This is a genomic window from Aliidiomarina haloalkalitolerans (assembly GCF_003987315.1).
Taxonomy (GTDB): domain Bacteria; phylum Pseudomonadota; class Gammaproteobacteria; order Enterobacterales; family Alteromonadaceae; genus Aliidiomarina; species Aliidiomarina haloalkalitolerans.
On the sequence record NZ_PIPI01000010.1, the window covers coordinates 36,237 to 56,601 of the forward strand.

The 20,365-nt window shown below is 51.6% G+C and carries 14 protein-coding genes; 7 read left to right on the forward strand and 7 right to left on the reverse strand.

The annotated features are described in order from the left end of the window. Positions 1-12: 12 nt before the first annotated feature. Positions 13-1,533, reverse strand: coding sequence for an acetaldehyde dehydrogenase ExaC (gene exaC / locus CWE06_RS11345; protein WP_126794311.1), 1,521 nt, complete (start codon positions 1,531-1,533; stop codon positions 13-15). 121 nt (positions 1,534-1,654) lie between these two features. On the opposite strand from exaC, the gene CWE06_RS11350 reads away from it, so the two are divergent. Beyond that, positions 1,655-3,217: a protein adenylyltransferase SelO gene (locus tag CWE06_RS11350; protein ID WP_126794314.1), complete on the forward strand. Its 1,563-nt coding sequence runs from the start codon at positions 1,655-1,657 to the stop codon at positions 3,215-3,217. An 11-nt stretch (positions 3,218-3,228) separates the two neighbouring features. Here CWE06_RS11350 and CWE06_RS11355 read toward each other — a convergent pair whose 3' ends face one another. Further along, positions 3,229-3,882, reverse strand: a complete 654-nt coding sequence (locus tag CWE06_RS11355) for a response regulator transcription factor (RefSeq protein ID WP_126794317.1) — start codon at positions 3,880-3,882, stop codon at positions 3,229-3,231. 40 nt (positions 3,883-3,922) lie between these two features. Then, positions 3,923-5,866: an acetate--CoA ligase gene (gene acs / locus CWE06_RS11360; RefSeq protein WP_126794320.1), complete on the reverse strand. Its 1,944-nt coding sequence runs from the start codon at positions 5,864-5,866 to the stop codon at positions 3,923-3,925. Between the two features lie 186 nt (positions 5,867-6,052). Here acs and CWE06_RS11365 point away from each other — a divergent pair, with 186 nt between their 5' ends. The 4 genes from CWE06_RS11365 to CWE06_RS11380 all read left to right on the forward strand — a co-directional run bounded on the left by CWE06_RS11365 (position 6,053) and on the right by CWE06_RS11380 (position 10,564). Further along, positions 6,053-7,213, forward strand: a complete 1,161-nt coding sequence (locus CWE06_RS11365; RefSeq protein ID WP_126794322.1) for a DcaP family trimeric outer membrane transporter — start codon at positions 6,053-6,055, stop codon at positions 7,211-7,213. Positions 7,214-7,303: 90 nt separating this feature from the next. Beyond that, positions 7,304-7,906, forward strand: coding sequence for a DNA endonuclease SmrA (smrA, locus tag CWE06_RS11370; protein WP_126794325.1), 603 nt, complete (start codon positions 7,304-7,306; stop codon positions 7,904-7,906). Between the two features lie 46 nt (positions 7,907-7,952). Beyond that, positions 7,953-9,317, forward strand: coding sequence for an alkaline phosphatase (locus tag CWE06_RS11375; RefSeq protein ID WP_126794328.1), 1,365 nt, complete (start codon positions 7,953-7,955; stop codon positions 9,315-9,317). 443 nt (positions 9,318-9,760) lie between these two features. After that, on the forward strand, positions 9,761-10,564 hold the full coding sequence (locus CWE06_RS11380; protein WP_126794331.1) for a thioesterase family protein: 804 nt from the start codon (positions 9,761-9,763) through the stop codon (positions 10,562-10,564). A gap of 146 nt (positions 10,565-10,710) precedes the next feature. Here the strand turns inward: CWE06_RS11380 and purL are convergent, their stop codons facing one another. Continuing rightward, positions 10,711-14,616, reverse strand: a complete 3,906-nt coding sequence (gene purL / locus CWE06_RS11385; protein ID WP_126794334.1) for a phosphoribosylformylglycinamidine synthase — start codon at positions 14,614-14,616, stop codon at positions 10,711-10,713. Between the two features lie 295 nt (positions 14,617-14,911). On the opposite strand from purL, the gene mltF reads away from it, so the two are divergent. Both mltF and CWE06_RS11395 read left to right on the forward strand, forming a co-directional pair. Beyond that, positions 14,912-16,264, forward strand: coding sequence for a membrane-bound lytic murein transglycosylase MltF (gene mltF, locus CWE06_RS11390; protein WP_126794447.1), 1,353 nt, complete (start codon positions 14,912-14,914; stop codon positions 16,262-16,264). A gap of 32 nt (positions 16,265-16,296) precedes the next feature. Beyond that, a complete protein-coding gene (locus CWE06_RS11395; RefSeq protein WP_126794337.1) occupies positions 16,297-16,488 on the forward strand; it encodes a hypothetical protein in 192 nt (63 codons plus the stop codon). Between the two features lie 52 nt (positions 16,489-16,540). Here CWE06_RS11395 and tadA read toward each other — a convergent pair whose 3' ends face one another. From tadA to guaA, 3 genes are all read right to left on the reverse strand, one after another. Further along, entirely contained in the window at positions 16,541-17,050 is a 510-nt protein-coding gene (tadA, locus tag CWE06_RS11400) for a tRNA adenosine(34) deaminase TadA (protein WP_126794340.1), read from the reverse strand. A 32-nt stretch (positions 17,051-17,082) separates the two neighbouring features. Beyond that, positions 17,083-18,501 (reverse strand): Na+/H+ antiporter NhaC family protein, encoded by a 1,419-nt coding sequence (locus CWE06_RS11405; protein WP_126794343.1) that lies wholly within the window; start codon positions 18,499-18,501, stop codon positions 17,083-17,085. A gap of 113 nt (positions 18,502-18,614) precedes the next feature. Further along, complete coding sequence (guaA, locus tag CWE06_RS11410) at positions 18,615-20,192, reverse strand: glutamine-hydrolyzing GMP synthase (RefSeq protein WP_126794346.1); 1,578 nt, start codon at positions 20,190-20,192, stop codon at positions 18,615-18,617. Between the last annotated feature and the right edge of the window lie 173 nt (positions 20,193-20,365).

A 20,365-nucleotide genomic window follows, 5' to 3' on the forward strand; every position in this document is an offset into this window, starting at 1 on the left:
TTGCCAATTGGCTTAGAAAAAGCCCATTGGATTGGTGTCGTAACTCACCAACATATTCTTCGTTTGCTGATAATGCGACAACATCATCTTGTGGTTTTCACGGCCAACACCGGACTTCTTGTAACCACCAAACGCTGCATGCGCTGGGTAGTGGTGATAGCAGTTGGTCCACACCCGACCGGCTTGAATACCGCGGCCCATGCGATAAGCGCGATTCATATCACGCGTCCATAAACCCGCACCTAAACCAAACTCAGAATCGTTGGCAATCTCTAGTGCGTCCGCTTCGTCCTTGAACGTGGTCACCGAAATCACCGGCCCAAAAATTTCTTCTTGGAACACGCGCATGCTGTTGTTGCCTTTAATCAAGGTTGGCTGAATGTAGTAGCCATTGGCAAGGTCATTGTCGAGTTGCTCTTTGTCACCGCCCATGAGGATTTCTGCACCCTCACCGCGACCAATGTCAAAGTAGCTCATGATTTTATCAAACTGCTGCTGCGAAGCCTGAGCACCGACCATTACATCCGTGTCGAGCGGATTACCGCGTTTGATTTTCTTGGTACGTTCAATAACTAACTCAATAAACTTGTCGTAGATACTTTCGTGCACTAACAAGCGCGACGGGCAGGTACAGACCTCGCCTTGGTTAAAGAACGCCAAGACCACGCCTTCAATACACTTCTCTAAATAGCTATCTTCGTAATTAAACACGTCTTCGAAGTAAATATTCGGCGACTTACCACCAAGCTCGACAGTAGACGGAATAATGTTTTCCGCTGCACACTTAAGAATATGAGAGCCGGTTGGCGTTGAACCTGTGAAGGCAATCTTCGCGATTCGCTTACTCGTCGCCAACGCTTCACCGGCTTCTTTACCAAAGCCATTAACGATGTTCAGTACACCGTCCGGGAGCAAGTCACCGACCAGTTCAATAAACTTCAGAATTGACCACGGAGTTTGTTCTGCAGGCTTCAATACGACGCAGTTGCCCGTTGCCAGTGCCGGCGCAAGTTTCCATGCGGCCATCAATAATGGGAAGTTCCACGGAATAATCTGGCCAACAACGCCAAGCGGTTCATGATAATGATAGGCGACGGTGTTTTGGTCAATTTCGCCAATCGAACCTTCTTGGGCACGAATAGTACCGGCAAAATAACGAAAGTGATCGACAGCTAAAGGAACGTCCGCGTTTAACGTTTCGCGAACCGCTTTGCCGTTATCCCAAGTTTCCGCTACCGCGATCGATTCGAGATTAGCTTCCAAGCAGTCAGCGATTTTCAGCAGGATATTGGAGCGCTCGGTAACGGATGTTTTACCCCATGCTTCTTTTGCTGCATGAGCCGCGTCCAAAGCTAGATCGACATCTTCCGCAGTAGAGCGTGCAATCTTACAGAATGCCTTGCCGGTGACCGGCGATACATTATCGAAATATTGGCCTTTGACCGGTGCAACCCATTTGCCACCGATATAATTTTCATACTGATCTTTGACGGTTACTTTTGAATCCGGATGACCGGGATTAGCGTAAATCATTGCATCCACCTCTGTGATTTCATTGTATGATAATCTAGTACCTGTCCATGCTATGCTGCGAGTGACAATCACGGCTATTCCTCATCAGCATGAAAAAATTCATACTTTAGTTGGAGATTTCATGACCGCATTCACCGTGCAACATTCTCTTTTCGACTTAGGCTCGTTCTTTACTCAACCGGCCTCACCGAAAGCAGTACAAGCACCCCAGTGGATTGCGTTCAATCAGACGCTCGCTGAACAATTACAATTGCCTGCTGAATTGCACGCGACTCAAACTGGGCTCAGTGTTTGGTCGGGTAATCACGTGCCAGAATGGGCAAAACCGCGCGCACATGCCTATGCGGGGCATCAGTTTGGTAATCTCGTGCCACAACTTGGTGATGGCCGTGCGCTGCTCCTCGCTGAAATCATTGATAAACATGGTAAGCATTGGGATGTTCAGCTGAAAGGGGCTGGGCCTACTCCGTTTTCGCGGGGCGGTGATGGTCGCTCAGCAATTGGTCCGGTGTTACGTGAATATCTGCTTAGTGAAAGCATGTTTGTCCTGGGAGTGCCGACCACCCGGGCGCTGGCTGCCGTCGCCAGTGGCGAATTGGTTTTTCGTGACCAAGGTGGCGTTCCGGGCGCAGTATTTACCCGCGTTGCGAGCAGTCATTTGCGCATTGGTAGCTTTCAGTTTGCCTCGTTGCACGGTGGTGCTGAGAAAGTTAAACAGCTCGCTGACTATGCCATTGCCCGCCACTATCCGGAACTTCAAGACCGCACAGGAATCGAGCGCTACCTCGCCTTTTTACATGCGGTCGCCATGAAGCAAGCCGAGTTGATCAGTCAGTGGCTGCGCGTCGGCTTTATTCACGGGGTAATGAACACCGACAACACGTCAATTTGCGGCGAAACCATCGATTACGGCCCTGCGGCGTTTCTCGACAGCTATCATCCGCAAAAAGTCTTTAGCTCGATTGACCGCCGGGGACGTTATGCCTTTAGCAGTCAACCTGCGATCGCCCAATGGAACCTCGCGCGCTTGGCGGAGTGCCTTTTGCCGTTGCTCACCGTTGCGCCAGAAAGTAATGACGAAGCCAGCGCAAAGGCAGCGCGTGAAAACGCCATTGCCGTTGCGACCCGTGTCTTAGATGAGTATTCGGCGCGTGCACAAGCACTATGGCTTAGTACGATGGCAAGCAAGATGGGTATTGAACACGCACAGGCTGAAGACGACACATTGATTCAAGATTTTCTCGTTGTATTGCAAACCCATGACGTCGACTACACTCAGGCATTCTGGCAACTTGCCAATGAACTTATCGAAAACTCTGGAGAATCTGCATCGGGGGAGTCTGTACTCGTCGAACCAACTGCGCCAGCCGCCAGCCTCTTTGCCAAGCCGGATGATTACCTCGCTTGGCGCCAGCGCTGGTTGCAGCGACTCAGCGATAATCAGCGTTCAGTGCACGACACCGTCAATGCCATGCGCAGCGTAAATCCCGCACTCATTCCGCGCAATCATCGCATTGCCGAAGCGATTACCGAAGTTGAGGAAAGCGGCAGTCTAAAGCGTTTCTACACCCTGCTTAATGCGTGGAAAACACCCTATCACATGCCAACCAGCGAGCTAGAACTTGAACTCTATCAGGCTCCGTCCAAAGCCGAGGAAGTACAACGAACCTTTTGTGGGACTTAAAGGTCTAGCTCTTAAGTTTCTGCTTCAGGCGGTGAAAGCTGCAGGCGCTCGGCTAACAGTACCGCTTGGGTGCGGCTGTATACGTCGAGCTTACGGAAAATTGCCGTCATGTGGGCCTTCACGGTCGCTTCGGTAATGCCAAGTTGATAGGCGATCTGCTTATTCAGTAAGCCTTCGTGCACGTAATACAGCACCCGATACTGTTGTGGGGTTAAATCGGCCACTTTCTCGGCGAGCTCTTTGTCCTCTTGGCTGACATCAACGATTTGTTCAGCCATGCCCTCCGGCAACCATTCATCGCCATCGAGAATTGCAGCAATTGCATTCGCAATGTCGGCCGACGAAAGTGATTTTGGAATAAAACCGAGCGCACCGAAGCCCATGCAGCGTGAAATTACCTGCAAGTCTTCCGACCCAGAAATCACTGCTACCGGTAACAATGGATAGTCGTTGCGAATGCGGATTAAGCCATAAAGGTCGCCAGCGCCGGGCATATGTAAGTCGAGCAACAACAAGTCAATGTCGTCGTCTTGGCTTAAAGCGTCAAGAGTCGAGTCGAGGGTATCGGCCTCGCGAATATCGAGGTCGGCAAAATGACTCGCGAGGGCCCCCTGCAGGGCCTCGCGAAATAACGGATGATCATCAGCAATTAGTAATCGGGTCATAGCACTTTTTGTGGAAGCGCTACGTGGTCGCTTCCTATCCTTAGCGGTTTAATCGATTCTCAATTAACGAATCTACCACACTCGGATCGGCGAGCGTAGAGGTATCACCCAAATTACTGTACTCATTGCTGGCAATTTTGCGCAGGATACGACGCATAATCTTACCAGAGCGAGTTTTTGGTAGGCCTGGAGCCCACTGAATATGGTCTGGTGTCGCAATCGGGCTAAGCTCTTTACGAACCCACTGCACTAATGTTTTGCGCAGCTCGTCATTCGCTTCAACGCCATCGACCACAGTCACATAAACATAAATACCTTGGCCTTTCAGGTCATGCGGGTAACCGACTACGGCAGCTTCCGCAACTGCTTCATGAGCAACCAATGCGCTTTCAATTTCCGCTGTACCAAGGCGATGCCCTGACACGTTCAGCACATCGTCGACACGACCAGTAATCCAGAAATGACCATCTTCATCAACACGTGCACCGTCACCGGTGAAATACACGTTCTTGTAGGTGCTGAAGTAGGTCTGCTCAAAGCGCTCATGGTCGTTCCATAACGTGCGTGCCTGACCTGGCCATGAGTCTTCGATAATCAAGTTGCCTTCCGTCGCGCCAGTAAGCTTTTTGCCCTCGTTATCGACTAACGCCGGCTTCACACCGAAGAACGGTAACATTGCCGAACCTGGCTTCATATCGGTTGCCGCCGGGAACGGTGCAATCAGAATACCGCCCGTCTCAGTTTGCCACCAAGTATCAACAATCGGGCATTTGCTGTTACCGATAATCTTGTAATACCACTCCCACGCTTCTGGGTTAATTGGCTCACCCACCGAGCCCATAATCCGCAGCGAGTCGCGTTTACTACCTTTCGCTGCAGCATCACCTTTGGCCATCAAGGCACGAATCGCAGTCGGTGCGGTATACAGGATATTCACTTGATGCTTATCGACCACCTTACCAATGCGCGACACGTCCGGATAAGTTGGCACACCTTCAAACATAAGCGTGGTGGTGCCGTTTGCGAGCGGGCCGTAAACAATATAGCTGTGACCGGTAATCCAACCCACATCGGCCGCACACCAGTAAACGTCGTCTTCTTTAATATCGAAGACATATTCGTGCGTCATCGACGCATACACCATGTAACCACCGGTGGTATGCACGACGCCTTTTGGCTTGCCGGTTGACCCCGAGGTGTAAAGAATAAATAGTGGATCTTCGGCTTGCATCACTTCCGGTGGACAGTCGGCGTCACAATCGCCAATCAATTCGTGCCACCAAACATCACGACCAGCGTGCATGTCAAAATCAACGTCGGTGTGCTTCAGAACAACCACGTGCTCAATGGTTGGGCAGGCGTCGCCGCTTAAGGCTTCGTCGACGTTTGGCTTTAAAGCAACGCCTTTACCGCCACGACGGCCTTCGTTTGAGGTGATAATCACTTTCGCACCACAGTCATTCACTCGGTCTGCAATCGCGTGCGGCGAGAAGCCAGCAAAAATCACCGAATGCACCGCACCTAAGCGGGCGCAAGCAAGCATGGCATAGGCCGCTTCGGGTACCATCGGCATATAAATAGCGACGCGGTCGCCTTTCTTCACACCGAGTTTCTTCAGACCGTTAGCAAAACGCGCCACTTCTTCATGGAGTTCACGGAAAGTAATGTGCTTTTGCACATCGACTTCGTCACCTTCCCAAATGATTGCGGTCTTGTCGCCGCGCTCACTCAAGTGACGATCAACACAGTTATAGCAAGCGTTTAGGGTGCCGTCGGCATACCACTGAATGTCTAGCTCGCCCGGCGCAAAGTTAGTTTTCTTAACTTGGCTATAAGGGCTGAACCAGCTAATGCGCTTACCTTCTTCTGCCCAAAACGCTTCTGGGTCAGCAATGGACTGCTGATACTTCTCCGCATAAGTTTGCGGATTCAGCCGTGCAGATGCTTTCACTGCTTCAGGCATTGGATAACTCAGTGCTGACATATTTCATTCCTCCTAAATTTTATAGCCCCATTTGTACTGATTTCGCTGGCTGAAACCTATTAGACCATAGTCTAGATTGACCCAATGCGCATCTTCCCGAATGCTTAAAAGCACGCACAAACAGCAGTAGCTGTGCACTCAAGGCCAGTTCAGAGCCGTTAATGAATACATGATGAGGAAGCTGACATGCAAGGTTTTAACAAAGCGCTGACCGCAACCGCAGTCGCCGCAGCAATCAGCGCTGGTAGCTTAGTCACGATTGCGAACGCAAGTGCTGAAACTGAATTTAGTTACGGTGGTTACATCAAGCTCGACGCCATGATCACCCGCACAGACAGTGGCTCTTTGCCATCTGGCAGTATCGGTCGGGACTTCTACATTCCAGGCTTAACCCCCATTGGTGGCGACAGTAATACTTACACAGACTTCCATGCTCGGGATACTCGTTTCTACTTCCGTGCCAACCAAACGTTGGAGAACGGTGAGACCATTTCAGGCTATGTTGAGTTCGATTTTCTCGGCACCCCAGGTGGCGACAAACGCGTAACCAACTCCTATTCACCACGGGTTCGTCACGCCTATATTCAGTATAAAAATTGGCTTGCAGGTCAGTTCTGGAGTAACTTCCAAGACACCGCAATCATCCCTGAAGCCGTTGATTTTGTTGGTGCGCCAGACGGGATTGTCTTTAACCGTCAACCACAAATTCGGTACAGCAATAATGGCTTCTCCGTGTCCGTTGAAGCACCAGAAACCACAGTAACACCGAACCTCGGTGGTACTGCTCGGGTAACGACCGGTGACACAGCAATGCCAGATTTGACCGCTCGCTACCAAAACAAAGTCGACAATATTCATTACAGTGTCGCCGGTATTTACCGTCGCCTTGAATACCGTCAGGACGGTGTCGACAGCACCGAAACCGGCTGGGGCGTGAACTTAACCACCAAAATTGACATCGGCCCACATGATATTCGTGCAGGCTTTGTCCATGGCGAAGGTATCGGTCGCTATGTTGGTATTAACTCGGTGAACGACGCTGTTGTCAATGAGGCTCTCAACTTGGACGCGCTCGGTTACACCGGGGTGACGCTGGCGTACCGTCATGTTTGGAGCGAACAGTACCGCACGAACCTGATTTTTGCGCGCGGCCGCTTTGAAGATAAACGCGAACTAACTGGCTTGAATGCCAATGACCACACGCAACGCATTGCTGCCAACCTCATGTATCAAGCCAATGAGCGCATGGTTGTCGGTTTCGAAGTTAGCCGTGCAACCCGTGAATTACTTTCGGGTCAAGACGGTAACCTCGACCGCATTCAGGTGAGTGTGCAGTACGCATTCTAAGCGCACGCACAGCAAGATAGCTGCCCCCCCAAGGAAAATTTGTTACACTCCGACGTTCAGTTTGCAGTTAATGAACGTCGGAGTTTTTTTATGGCTGAGTCAAATTCGAACGACAAAAATGACGAGTTAGCGCTGTTTCAAGAGCTCATGCAGGACGTCAAACCGCTAACAAAACCCGACACCGTCGCCGTCGAACGCAGTGCCTTAAGTGCCGAACAACAAGCCGCCCGACGCGCCGCCGCCATGGCCGAGGCCGAAGCGGAAGAAGCCGCAGCCTTGAGCGAGCAAGTGCGTGATTGGATACTACCGAACGACCCCATTGAATGGCGCCTCGACGGCATTCAAGACGGTGTATTTCGCCAACTCAAGCGCGGCCAATACGAACCTCAAGCGACGTTAAACTTGAATAATATGCGAGTGAGCGAAGCTCGGGTTGAAATCACTCGGTTTATCAAGGATTGTTACCGCACTGGGGTACGCACGGCTTTGGTTATTCATGGTATTGGCTTAAAAAGCCAACCCCGTCCGGGCTTATTAAAAAGCTTAGTCAACCAATGGCTGCCAGACATTGAAAACGTTTTAGCCTTTCACACGGCACAAAAATATCACGGTGGCATGGGCGCAACCTATGTCATGATTCGGAAAAATCAAAGTGTTAAACTAGCGACCAAAGAACAAAATCGGAAACGGTAAAGCACACGCCCATCGGCTGCTGCAGTCAGTAAAACAGGAACACACTATGCGTATTTGGCAAAAAATAACTCATTTTTCACTCATTGCTGTTTTGGCAACCTCACTCAGTGCTTGGGCCCCAAGCGCTTATGCGGATGACAGCAACACCGAGCAGCCGCAGCGAATTATTCTCGTTATCGCAGACGGCATGGGCTTTCCTTATTTGACCGCTTATCGTTACTTTAAAGACGGGCGCAATTACACCCGTGCTAGCGATATTGACCCAACAATTTTTGACCAATACCTAGTTGGCGCGGCTAGCACCTATCCGGCCGACGACACGCTGGTAACCGACTCTGCTGCCAGTGCTACAGCACTTGCCACCGGGATTAAAACTTACAACGGTGCCATTTCAGTTGACGCCGACGGTAATCCGCTCAAAACCATGATGCAAATTAGTCGTGAAAACGGCTGGTTAACCGGTGCCATTGCAACGACTCGCGTTACTCACGCAACGCCTGCTGCTTTCTATACGCACGTTCCGTCACGCCGCATGGAAGATGAAATTGCCGACCAATTCGCAACCTTAGACGAAAACGGTCAACCGGTATTCGACTTGTTGCTTGGTAGTGGCCGCAAGCACTTTGTGCGGACCGACGAGGACGGCAATGAAATTAATCATTTAACTACGCTGACCAACGCTGGCGTGCGTGTCGTATCGACTTATGAAGAACTTCATGCCCAACAGCGCCTGCCGGTTCTGGGCTTGTTCTTCGACGACGCTTTTCCGTACGTGATTGACGATGAAATGCGTTTAGAGCAACTCTCACGCCACGGCCTACGTTTGCTCGACCATGCAGAACAACCTTACGTGGTGATGATTGAAGCTTCGATGGTTGATTGGTGTGGTCACGCCAATGACATCGCTTGCGCCATGCGCGAAATGGAAGAGCTTGACCATTTAATGCAGTTTTTAGAAACCTATGCCAATGAAAACCCAGGCACGCAGGTGCTGCTCACGGCAGACCATTCAACTGGCGGTTTAACCCTTGGTGCCGACGGCAACTATCAATGGCGTGCAGCTGACGTTGCTCGCATTGGTCGCGGTTTGCGGACCATGGCTGAAGACATGACAAGCATGCCGTTTATCGACTGGGAAGCCTATGTGGAGCAATACTTGCCATTCCCGCTGACGGTTGATCAACAAAACGCCCTACAAGCCGTTGCGCAAGACACTGGCTCGCGCCATCGTCAACGCATTCAAGATGTCCTTATCGACATCGTCCGCTACCACACCAGCACCGGCTGGACCACCGGCGGTCACACTGGCGAAGATGTCCCAGTCATCGCTATCGGCCCTTGGAGCGAACACTTCCGCGGCTTCCAAGACCAAACCGATATCGCCGACATCATCATCAACTGGCTGCAATAACCCCAACGCGGCTTCGAAGCTCCGTGCTGCGAAGCCGCTTCCGCGGCGCACCGCCGGCTCGGTCAGAGAGCTTGGTTCAGTTCTGCGAAGCCGCTTCCGCGGCGCACGGCAGCCGATGTCAGAGACGCCGTGAACCCATCCATGGGGGCTTATATTCGGCATCCATGCCTCATATACTCTGTCATCGGCTGCCGCACACCGCTAGCGCTGGCTTCGAGTACGAAACTCGTTACTCTGACCGAGCTGAACGTATATCGCTTGCGCTAGCTTCGAACTAAACTCCCTACTCTGACCGCACCGGTCGTAAACCTCTAACACTGGCTTCGAATACGAGACTCGTAATCCTGGCCTACCGTCCAGACGATTAACCAATCTTGACTAGTAACTTGTTTCTGGCACAGCTAGAATTAAACGCGTGTTTAAATTTCTAGGTGAAAGCAAAAATGAGTGACGTGGTGAAGTTTTCCGAAGTTTTAGCGAGTATTCGACCTGATACAGAGCAAGAATTGGTGTTGCCGGAAGGATGGGCCCAAGGCCGCGCGTTTTTTGGTGGTTTTTCGGCAGCGATCGCGTTTCAGCATGCAAAGCTTGGTGTTGATGGAGAGCAGCCGATACGTGCGCTAACCATTTCATTTGTTGGTCCGCTAGAACCTGGCAAAGCGACTTTGCAACGCACCATTTTGCGTGAAGGTAAAAGCGTTACTCAAGTGCGCGTAGAAATCCTCCAAAATGGCGGTGTGCAACTAAGCGGCTTATTCACGTTTGGCCGTTCACGGCCATCGCAAGTCAGCATCACGGACACCTTACCTGCTGAGGTACCGGGTCGTGAATACGGTTTACCATTTCCGAAAACGCCCATTCTTCCTGAGTTTGCGCACCACTTCGACTACAGCGTCACAGTCGGTGGTTTACCGTTTAGCAACACCCAGTCGCGTCAATTTGGAGGTTGGGTACGTTTCTGTAACGAAGACACACCGATCGACGTCGGCCTCTTTCTTGGTCTCGTCGACGCTTGGCCACCTGCGGTACTACCGATGCTGAATCAGCCGGCACCTGCTAGCTCATTAACATGGACAATCGAGTTCCCAGAATTATTACCGACCCACAAAAAAGCCACCGACTGGTGGCAGTATGTTGCCTATATCGACTACGCCGCTGACGGTTACGGCCACACCCATTCCCATGTATGGGACGATGACGGCAACCTCGTCGCCATCAGCCGTCAAACCATCACCGTATTCGCCTAGCTGCTTCGAAGTTTGCGCGAGAGGGGTGGGCTGCGCGATGACAGAGTATATGAGGCATGGATGCCGAATATAAGCCCCCAGGGAGGGTTCACGGCGTCTCTGACATCGTGCGGCCCAACCCTCGGAAGCAAACTTCGACGGCGACGCTAGCCTAAGCTGCGGCGGGCGTTGCGGAAGAGGCGTAGCCAGGCGCCGTCTTCGCCCCAAGATGAGGGGTACCATGAGTTGGCCACGGCACGGAAAACGCGCTCAGGGTGTGGCATCATGATAGCAACGCGACCGTCGGCATTGGTTAGGCCCGTGATACCTTGCACAGAGCCGTTCGGGTTCGCCGGGTAGCTTTCCGTCACCTTGCCATAGTTGTCCACATAACGCAGCGCAATCAACTGATCCGCATTGAGTGCAGACAGCGCTTGGTTGGCGTCATTGCGACTGAACTCGACGCGGCCTTCACCGTGAGAAACCGCAATTGGCATGCGCGAGCCAGCCATGCCAGCAAACCATGGTGACTTATTGTCTTGCACTTCAACCATCGCCACACGCGCTTCAAAGCGCTCAGAACGGTTCGTGACAAAATGCGGCCAATGCTCCGTGCCCGGAATAAGCTCATGTAAGTTCGACAACATCTGACAGCCGTTACACACACCGAGCGCCAGCGTGTCTTGGCGAGCAAAGAAGTTACTGAATTGCTCACGCGCATTGGCATTGAACAGAATTGATTTCGCCCAACCTTCACCAGCACCGAGAACGTCACCGTACGAGAAACCACCACAGGCGGCTAGCGCTTGGAACTCGTCTAAGCTAACCCGGCCGGCAAGAATATCGCTCATGTGTACGTCAATGGCGCTAAAGCCAGCACGGTCAAAGGCCGCAGCCATTTCGTAGTGGGAGTTAACGCCCTGCTCACGCAGAATCGCAATTTTCGGTGCCACACCTTTCAGAATAAACGGCGCCGAAATATCTTCCGCCGGGTCATACGTCAATTGCGCATGTAAACCTGGGTTGTTGGTGTCTTGTTTCAACGCAAACTCTTCGTCCGCACAGGCTGGGTTATCCCGCAAACGTTGCATTTGATGCGTCGTTTCCGCCCAAATGGTACGTAACTCAGAGCGACTTGCTTGATACACCACTTGCTCGTTCTGACGAATGACAAGTGAGTCTTCACTTACCGCACGGCCAAGGTCAACCAACATATCGGCATAACCGGCAGCAGCAAACTCAGCGTTCAAACGCGCAGCGACCGCTTCGGAAACCTGAACGACGGCACCTAACTCTTCGCTGAACAACGCAGCAACCGTGTCTTGACCTGCAGGCAGGTCGATTTCAACACCACAGTGGCCGGCAAACGCCATTTCTGCCAACGTCACCAACAAACCACCGTCAGAGCGGTCGTGGTACGCTAATAATTCGTTATTCGCCACCAAACTTTGAATGGTGTTGAAGAAGAAGCGTAAATGCTCTGGTGAATCTAAGTCAGCCGGCTCAGCGCCTAACTCACGATACACTTGCGCCAGCGACGACGCGCCTAAACGGTTTTGACCACGGCCCAAGTCGATCAACATAAGGCGGGCATCATCGCGCTCCGCTCGCAACATTGGCGTAACGGTTTTGCGCACGTCCTGTACCGGAGCGAATGCGGTGATCACGAGCGACAATGGCGAAATAACCGCTTTGTCGGTGCCGTCTTCTTGCCAGCGGGTCTGCATAGACATGGAGTCTTTACCGACCGGGATAGTTAAACCGAGTGCCGGACAGAGTTCTTCACCCACCGCTTTCACCGCAGCATACAAACCAGCGTCTTCACCTGGGTGGCCTGCAGGCGCCATCCAGTTGGCTGACAATTTAATCCGTTTCAAATCACCAATTGCGGTCGCGGCGATGTTGGTAATTGCTTCCGCTACGGCCAAACGCGCCGACGCTGCATGGTTCAGCAAGGCCACTGGCGTGCGTTCACCCATCGACATGGCTTCACCAGCGTAGGTGTCAAATGACGCAGCGGTCACACCACAGTTCGCCACCGGAATCTGCCATGGGCCGACCATTTGGTCACGTGCCACTAAGCCGGTCACCGAGCGGTCACCAATGGTAATTAAGAATGTCTTTTCGGCAATCGTTGGTAAACGTAACAAGCGGCTAACTGCATCTGCAACGTTCACATTTGCTGTTGCTAGAGGCTTGCCCGCTACTTTGCCAGTCGTCGCTTCGCGATGCATTTTCGGTGGTTTACCAAGTAACACATCGAGCGGCATGTCGACTGGGTAGTTATCGAAAACTTCGTCGTACAAACGCAGTGTTTGCTCAGACGTTGCTTCACCAACAATGGCAAACGGCGCACGTTCACGGCGACAGATTGCTTCGAACACTTCGCGGCGCTCTGGCACTAAGGCTAAAACGTAACGCTCTTGCGATTCGTTACTCCAGACTGCCATGGGCGACATGCCCGGTTCGTCATTCGGAATAGCGCGCAGTTTAAATTCACCACCACGGCCGCCGTCGTTAACTAGCTCAGGCAGCGCATTCGACAAGCCACCCGCACCAACGTCATGAATAAAGGCAATTGGGTTGTCGTCTCCAAGCTGCCAACAACGGTCGATGACTTCTTGGCAGCGACGTTCCATTTCTGGGTTTTCCCGCTGCACCGAAGCGAAGTCGAGATCTTCTGACGAGTCGCCCGACGCCATTGACGAAGCAGCACCGCCACCCAAGCCGATATTCATGGCTGGGCCACCGAGCACAACTAACGGCGCACCGACGAGAGTCTCACCTTTCTCAACGTGGTTTTCACGGATGTTCCCGAGACCACCGGCGATCATAATCGGCTTATGGTAGCCACGAACTTCTTCGCCATTAAAGCTAACCACTTGCTCTTCATAGGTACGGAAGTAACCGAGAATATTCGGCCGGCCAAATTCGTTATTAAACGCCGCACCACCGAGAGGGCCTTCGATCATAATGTCGAGTGCGCTGACAATCCGGCTTGGGCGCCCAAAATCTTGCTCCCACGGCTGCTCAAAGCCCGGAATGCGGAGGTTTGACACCGAGAAACCGACTAACCCGGCTTTTGGCTTGGCACCAATACCGGTTGCGCCTTCGTCTCGAATCTCACCACCAGAACCCGTTGCGGCACCTGGGTAAGGTGAAATTGCGGTTGGGTGGTTATGGGTTTCGACTTTCATCAAAATATGAATTGGCTCGCCATGATAGCGATATTCACAGCTGCCTGCGTCTGGGAAGAAACGACCGGCTTCGCTACCCACCATAACCGCAGCGTTATCTTTGTAGGCTGACAAGACGTAATCTGGCGTCGCTTCATAAGTCCGCTTGATCATCTTAAACAAGGATTTCTCTTGTTCCACGCCATCAATCGTCCAAGACGCGTTAAAGATTTTATGGCGACAATGCTCCGAGTTAGCTTGCGCGAACATGTACAGTTCGGCGTCGACTGGGTTGCGCTGGAGCTTTAAGAAGTTTTCTGTCAAATAGTCAATTTCGTCTGCTGCTAACGCCAAACCTAAGCTTCGGTTTGCCGTCTCAAGCGCTGCGCGGCCTTGGCCAAGAATATCGACAGTGGTAAACGGAGCTGGCTGTTGTTCTTGAAAGAGTGCGGAGGCGGCGGCGAGCTCGGAGAACGTGCTCTCGGTCATGCGGTCGTGTAATAAAGCCGCAGCTTGGGCTTGTTGCTCGTTGCTGAGCGAGCCTTCTGACGCGACCTCTAAATAATAGGCAATCCCGCGTTCAATCCGGCGAATCTGTTGCAAACCACAATTGTGCGCAATATCCGTCGCTTTCGAAGCCCATGGAGAAATGGTGCCAACTCGAGGTGTGACTACAATCAAGGTCCCTGCCGGTGCATGCGCGTCTCGCTTGGGACCATATTGCAATAACCGGTCGAGCACATGCCGTTGTTCATTGGTCAGGGCTGCAGAACTATGCACAAAATGAACAAATTCAGCATAAACTTGGTGAACCGGTAGGCCTGCAGCTTGCAGACGTTGAAGTACTTTTTCACCACGAAAATCAGACAAAGCAGGCGAACCGCGTAGGATATCCACTGGTTAAGCTCCGGATTAACTTGAAGGGACTAGGATGGCCCCGCATTATAAAGAAAAGTGACTGAATTTGCGACAGACAATTTGCACCGCTCAAATTGCAACAACACCGTAAATGCAATGCAGTGACGACGAAGATTTGATATAACGGAGTTTGCTTCAAATGGAATGTGGTTAAATTTACATGCGGACAGTCATGCCGATAGTTTCTCGGGCCCAAGTGCACGCCCAATCGTTGTCAACACAGCACATGAGTCGCTTCTTCAGTCTTTTGCGTCAACGGCTGGCTGGGTGGGTTATGCTTGCTTGTTTTGTGCTTGTTGGCCTAACCGCTTGCGGCAGCGACCGCCTTGAAGACAATCAACTGCAACGTATCCAGAACCGCGGCGTGCTTTACGTCGGCACCATGATGAGCCCAGTCAATTACTATCTGGACAGTCTCGAACAAGAAGCTGGGTTTGAGTATGAACTGGCCAAAGGCCTCGCCGATCAATTGGGTGTTCGCTTGCAAATTGTAAATCGCTACGATTTACGTGAGCTTTGGGACTTACTCGACAGTCAAAGCGTTGACTTTATAGCCGCCGGTATCGATGTGACCGAACAACGGCTGGACCGTTACCGCTTTACGCCGGCGTACCATACCATTGACCAAAAATTGGTCTACAAACAAGGTTCGCGTAATCGCCCCCGTGACTGGAGCCAAGTTGATGGCACCATTCGGGTCGTCGCCAGCAGTAGTCATGAAGAATTGCTCGGGCAAATTGCACTCGAACATCCGCATTTAAATTGGACCACAAGTCACTTATATGACGCTGACGAGTTACTCGACCAAGTTATCAGCGAGCAAATCGCCTTTACGATAGTCGACTCGCACCATCTCGATATCAAACGCCGGACATGGCCGGATTTAAGTGTCGCATTTACGGTGCGCGACCCCGCCCCACTTGCTTGGGCATTCGCTGACAGCGGTGACGACTCGTTGTATGCAGCTGCTATTGAATACATTGGCGCCCAGCATGACAACCTAAATTTGCTCACCCTGATTGACCGCCACTTTGGCCATGTCACCCAGTTCAACTATGTCGACAGCCAAGCCTTTATAACCGCAACTGAAACCGTATTACCGGAATTCATTGAGCTGTTTCAACAGTATTCAGGTCCTTTCGACTGGCGTTTGCTCGCTGCAATTAGTTATCAAGAGTCGCATTGGAATCCGTGGGCGCGCTCGCCAACGGGAGTGCGTGGCATGATGATGCTCACGCTACCAACAGCCGAGCAGCTTGGCGTTTATAGCCGACTCGACGCAGAGCAAAGTATTCGGGGTGGTGCTGAGTATTTGAGCCAACTGCATCGAAGACTTCCCGATCGTATTAGCGAACCAGACCGGACATGGTTCGCACTTGCCGCCTATAATGTCGGTTTAGGGCATTTAGAAGACGCCCGTATTATTACTCAGCGTCAAGGCGCTGACCCTGATTATTGGATTCATGTGCGAGAACGACTACCCTTACTGAGGCAGCGGCAATTTTACCGTAACACCCGCTTTGGATTCGCTCGTGGTGACGAGCCGGTGCGCTACGTTGAGAATATTCGTCGCTATTATGATACGCTGATTTGGCTTGACGAGCAGGGTCGCCTGCCCACAAACTAGCGGTTGCTAGCCCAAACACAAAGGACACGCTTATGAGCATTGCTCGGCGCAGTACCACAAAACGTTTTGTTCGCAATGAACGTCGCCGCCAATTATGGCGCAAGCACTCGCGAACCATCGTCGACCGTCGCAATAAATGGTTTTATCTTACCGAAACCTGTGCGTTGACCAGCACGCCAATCGACATGGCCGACCCTGAGTGTCTCGATGGCGATTTTGAATAAGCGTGGGTTACGTAAGCGTGAGTTGCGTAAGTGTAAATTGAGTGCGCTATTGCTACTCGCCACCTTTAAGTTTCGCTTTTAAGGCCTTCTTATGCGCACGTTGGCGCTGAAAGAAAGTTGACAGCTGAGTCGCGCATTCATCTTCTAATACGCCTGCGGTAACATCGATTTGATGGTTTAACTGCGGATGCCGAACTAAGTCCATTAAACTTCCGGCAGCCCCGGTTTTGAGATCGTAAGCACCATAGACCAAACGCCCAATTCGGCTATGCACAAGCAAGCCTGCGCACATTGGGCACGGCTCTAGGGTGACGTACAGGGTTGTGTCGAGCAATCGATAATTTCCAATCGCGGCTGCGCCTTCCCGAATCGCTTCCATCTCTGCATGCAAACTTGGGTCTAAGCCACCGATCACGCGATTACGGCCGCGGCCAATGATTTCTCCTCGATACACGAGCACAGCTCCGACCGGCACTTCGCCGTCGGCTTCCGCTTGCGCAGCCAAGGCCATCGCTTCGCGCATGAATACCGTGTCCTCTGCGAGGGAATTGACTTCACTCATGGCCACTTATTGTCCTCATTCATATCCGATTGCTAAATCGCGACCAGCCAACCAGCAACTAGGTAGCCGATGGTTGCAAATAGTGCTGCGAGTAATGCATAGGGCAACTGCGTGCGCACATGATCAATATGATCAGAGCCTGACGCCAGTGACGCAATAATGGTTGTGTCGCTAATGGGTGACGAGTGATCACCAAAAATCCCACCGGCCAAAGCTGCGGCAATAAACAACGGGATCGGCAGGCCGAGCGTCATCGCCAACGGAATGGCTAACGGCAGCATAATTGCAAATGTGCCCCAGCTAGAGCCAATCGCAAATGCCGTTAGTGCCGATAATAAGAAAATCAGAGCCGGCAAGGTCCACATCGGCAAGGTTTCATTCAGAATCCCGGCTAAGTACTCGCCGGATCCCATCGCCCGTGTTACATCGCCAAGTGCTATCGCGAGCCATAAAATCACTGCCAACGGCAGGATTTTCCATGCGCCTCGCGCCATGCTGTCGATAATCAGCATAATGGGAGCTTTCAGCGTCAAGATACTACCAATCACTGCAATAACTAATGCCGTCACTATCGCAACAAATACGCTCTGCATACCGCTGCCGCGAACAATCGAGCCATCGCCGGTGTACCAAAGCATTACCGGAACCATCAGCACCATGGTGACTAAACTAATGATAACGGTTGCAACCGCACCGCGGTTAATTGGAAATTCACTTTGACCTGCTTCAATTTGCTCAACTCGAGCATTCAATTCTGCCTTTCGCGCTCGCTCTTGTGCGGCTGCTTCAAAGGCTTTCATCGGGCCGAAGGCCCAGCCAGTCCACGCCACAAAAAGTGCCATAAGCAAGGCGATAATCGCGTAAAAGTTCAGCCCTAGCGAGTACACAAAGGTCATCAGCGGATCTTCGACCCCCTGATTGCCAATCAAGCCTAAGTTAAACGCACCCCAAGCATTCAGTGGAATGAGAATACACACCGGCGCACAGGTCGAGTCGATGATATACGCCAATTTTTGGCGACTGACGCCCAGCTTGTCATACACCGGACGCGAGGTGGTGCCGGCAGTCATAATCGACACATTCGATTCGATAAAAACGACCACCCCAAGCATCCAAGTAAACATACGGGCGCGACGTCGGTTCGGCACAATTTGCTTGCGCTCCAACGCTGCCACAAAATGCTTAAACGTGCCGGCACGCTCGAGTACACCAAACAAAGCACCAATGGCGAGTGTGAAGCCCCAGATAAGCTGATTCGAAGGTTTTATTAAGGTTTCACCAAGGCCGGCCACTGCAGCATATAGGCCAGAAACGGCCGATGGCATGAATAAGATAAGATAGGCAAGAACGACACCGCCGAGTAAGGCAAGAATCACACGGCGGGTAAGAATAGCAAAAACAATCGCAAGCAATGAGGGTAATAGACTTAACCAGCCTAATTCTGAGGACATTGTCGTCGTTCCTTGTTGTTATTATTGTGACTCACGCAAATTCAGAGCATACCGAGCACGCACGGTTTATAGCAGCATCGCATGAGTCACAATTCACGACAATATTATATTGCTTATTCCCATTCGATCGTTGCTGGTGGCTTACCCGATACATCGTAAACAACACGAGAGATACCATCAATCTCATTGATAATACGATTCGACACGCGGCCAAGCAAATCATATGGTAAGTGCGCCCAATGTGCGGTCATAAAATCGATGGTTTCGACTGCACGTAGCGATACAACCCAGTCGTACTTACGCGCATCACCCATGACGCCGACCGAGCGTACGGGTAAAAACACCACAAACGCTTGGCTTACTTTATGATACAAATCGGCTTTGTGCAGCTCTTCAATGAAAATCGCATCAGCGCGACGTAGGATGTCGCAGTACTCTTTTTTCACTTCGCCAAGCACTCGAACACCAAGGCCTGGTCCTGGGAACGGGTGACGGAATAACATGTCGTATGGCAAGCCAAGTTCCAAACCAATTTTACGCACTTCGTCTTTAAATAACTCACGCAGCGGCTCAACGAGTTTCATGCGCATTTCTGGTGGTAAACCGCCCACGTTGTGGTGCGATTTAATCACGTGCGCTTTACCGGTTTTTGAACCTGCCGACTCAATGACGTCAGGGTAGATAGTGCCCTGCGCTAACCAGTCCACTTCAGTTAACTTGTGCGCTTCTTCGTCGAACACTTCAATAAACGCACGGCCAATGGTCTTACGTTTCGCTTCTGGTTCGTCGATGCCTGCGAGCGCATCCATAAAACGGTCAACGGCGTCGACCCGAATGATATTTAAGCCGAAGTGATCACCAAACATTTCCATGACTTGGTCGGCTTCGTTCAAACGCAATAAACCGTTATCGACGAACACACAGGTCAGTTGATCGCCAATCGCACGGTGCAGCAACATTGCAGTGACTGACGAGTCGACACCACCCGACAAGCCAAGCATAACTTTGCCCGTGCCGACTTGCTCACGAATGCGTTGAATTGCATCTTCGATAATTGCACCTGGTGTCCACAGCTTTTCACATTTACAGATATCAATTACGAAGTGCTCAAGCATGCGCAAACCTTGGCGGGTGTGCGTTACTTCTGGGTGGAACTGAACACCATAGAATTTCTTCTCTTCATTGGCCATCGCTGCATGCGGGCAGGTTTCTGTGCGTGCAACGGTAATAAAACCTTGTGGAATATCACTCACTTTGTCGCCGTGACTCATCCATACATCGAGTAATGGCAAGCCGTCATCGCTAATACCGTCTTCAATGTTTTTAAACAGTTTACAGTCCGCAATTTGCTCGACACGTGCATAGCCAAACTCACGCAAGTTAGAGCCTTGCACCGCGCCACCTAGCTGCGCCGCCATGGTTTGCATGCCATAACAGACACCAAAAACTGGTACGCCGGCTTCAAAGACATACTCTGGTGCGCGTGGCGAACCTGCTTCGGTGACACTCTCTGGGCCGCCCGACAAGATAATCCCGTCTGGGTTAAACGCTTTGATATCACTGGCATCGACATCCCATGCCCATAATTCGCAGTAAACGCCGATTTCACGAATACGACGGGCAATCAGTTGCGTGTACTGAGAACCAAAATCAAGAATCAGAATTCGATGCTGGTGAATATCTTGTGTCATGTGTTTTCCAGTTCGTTTAGCAAATTAAAAACGTCGTTCAATTTTGTTGCGCTAACGCCGCCTATTGCCTGCGGCGTTAGCCCATGTGCCGGAGCGTTAGCCCCTGTTGCTAGGCGTTAGCCCATGTGCCGGAGCGTTAGCCCCTGTTGCTAGGCGTTAGCCCATACGCCGGG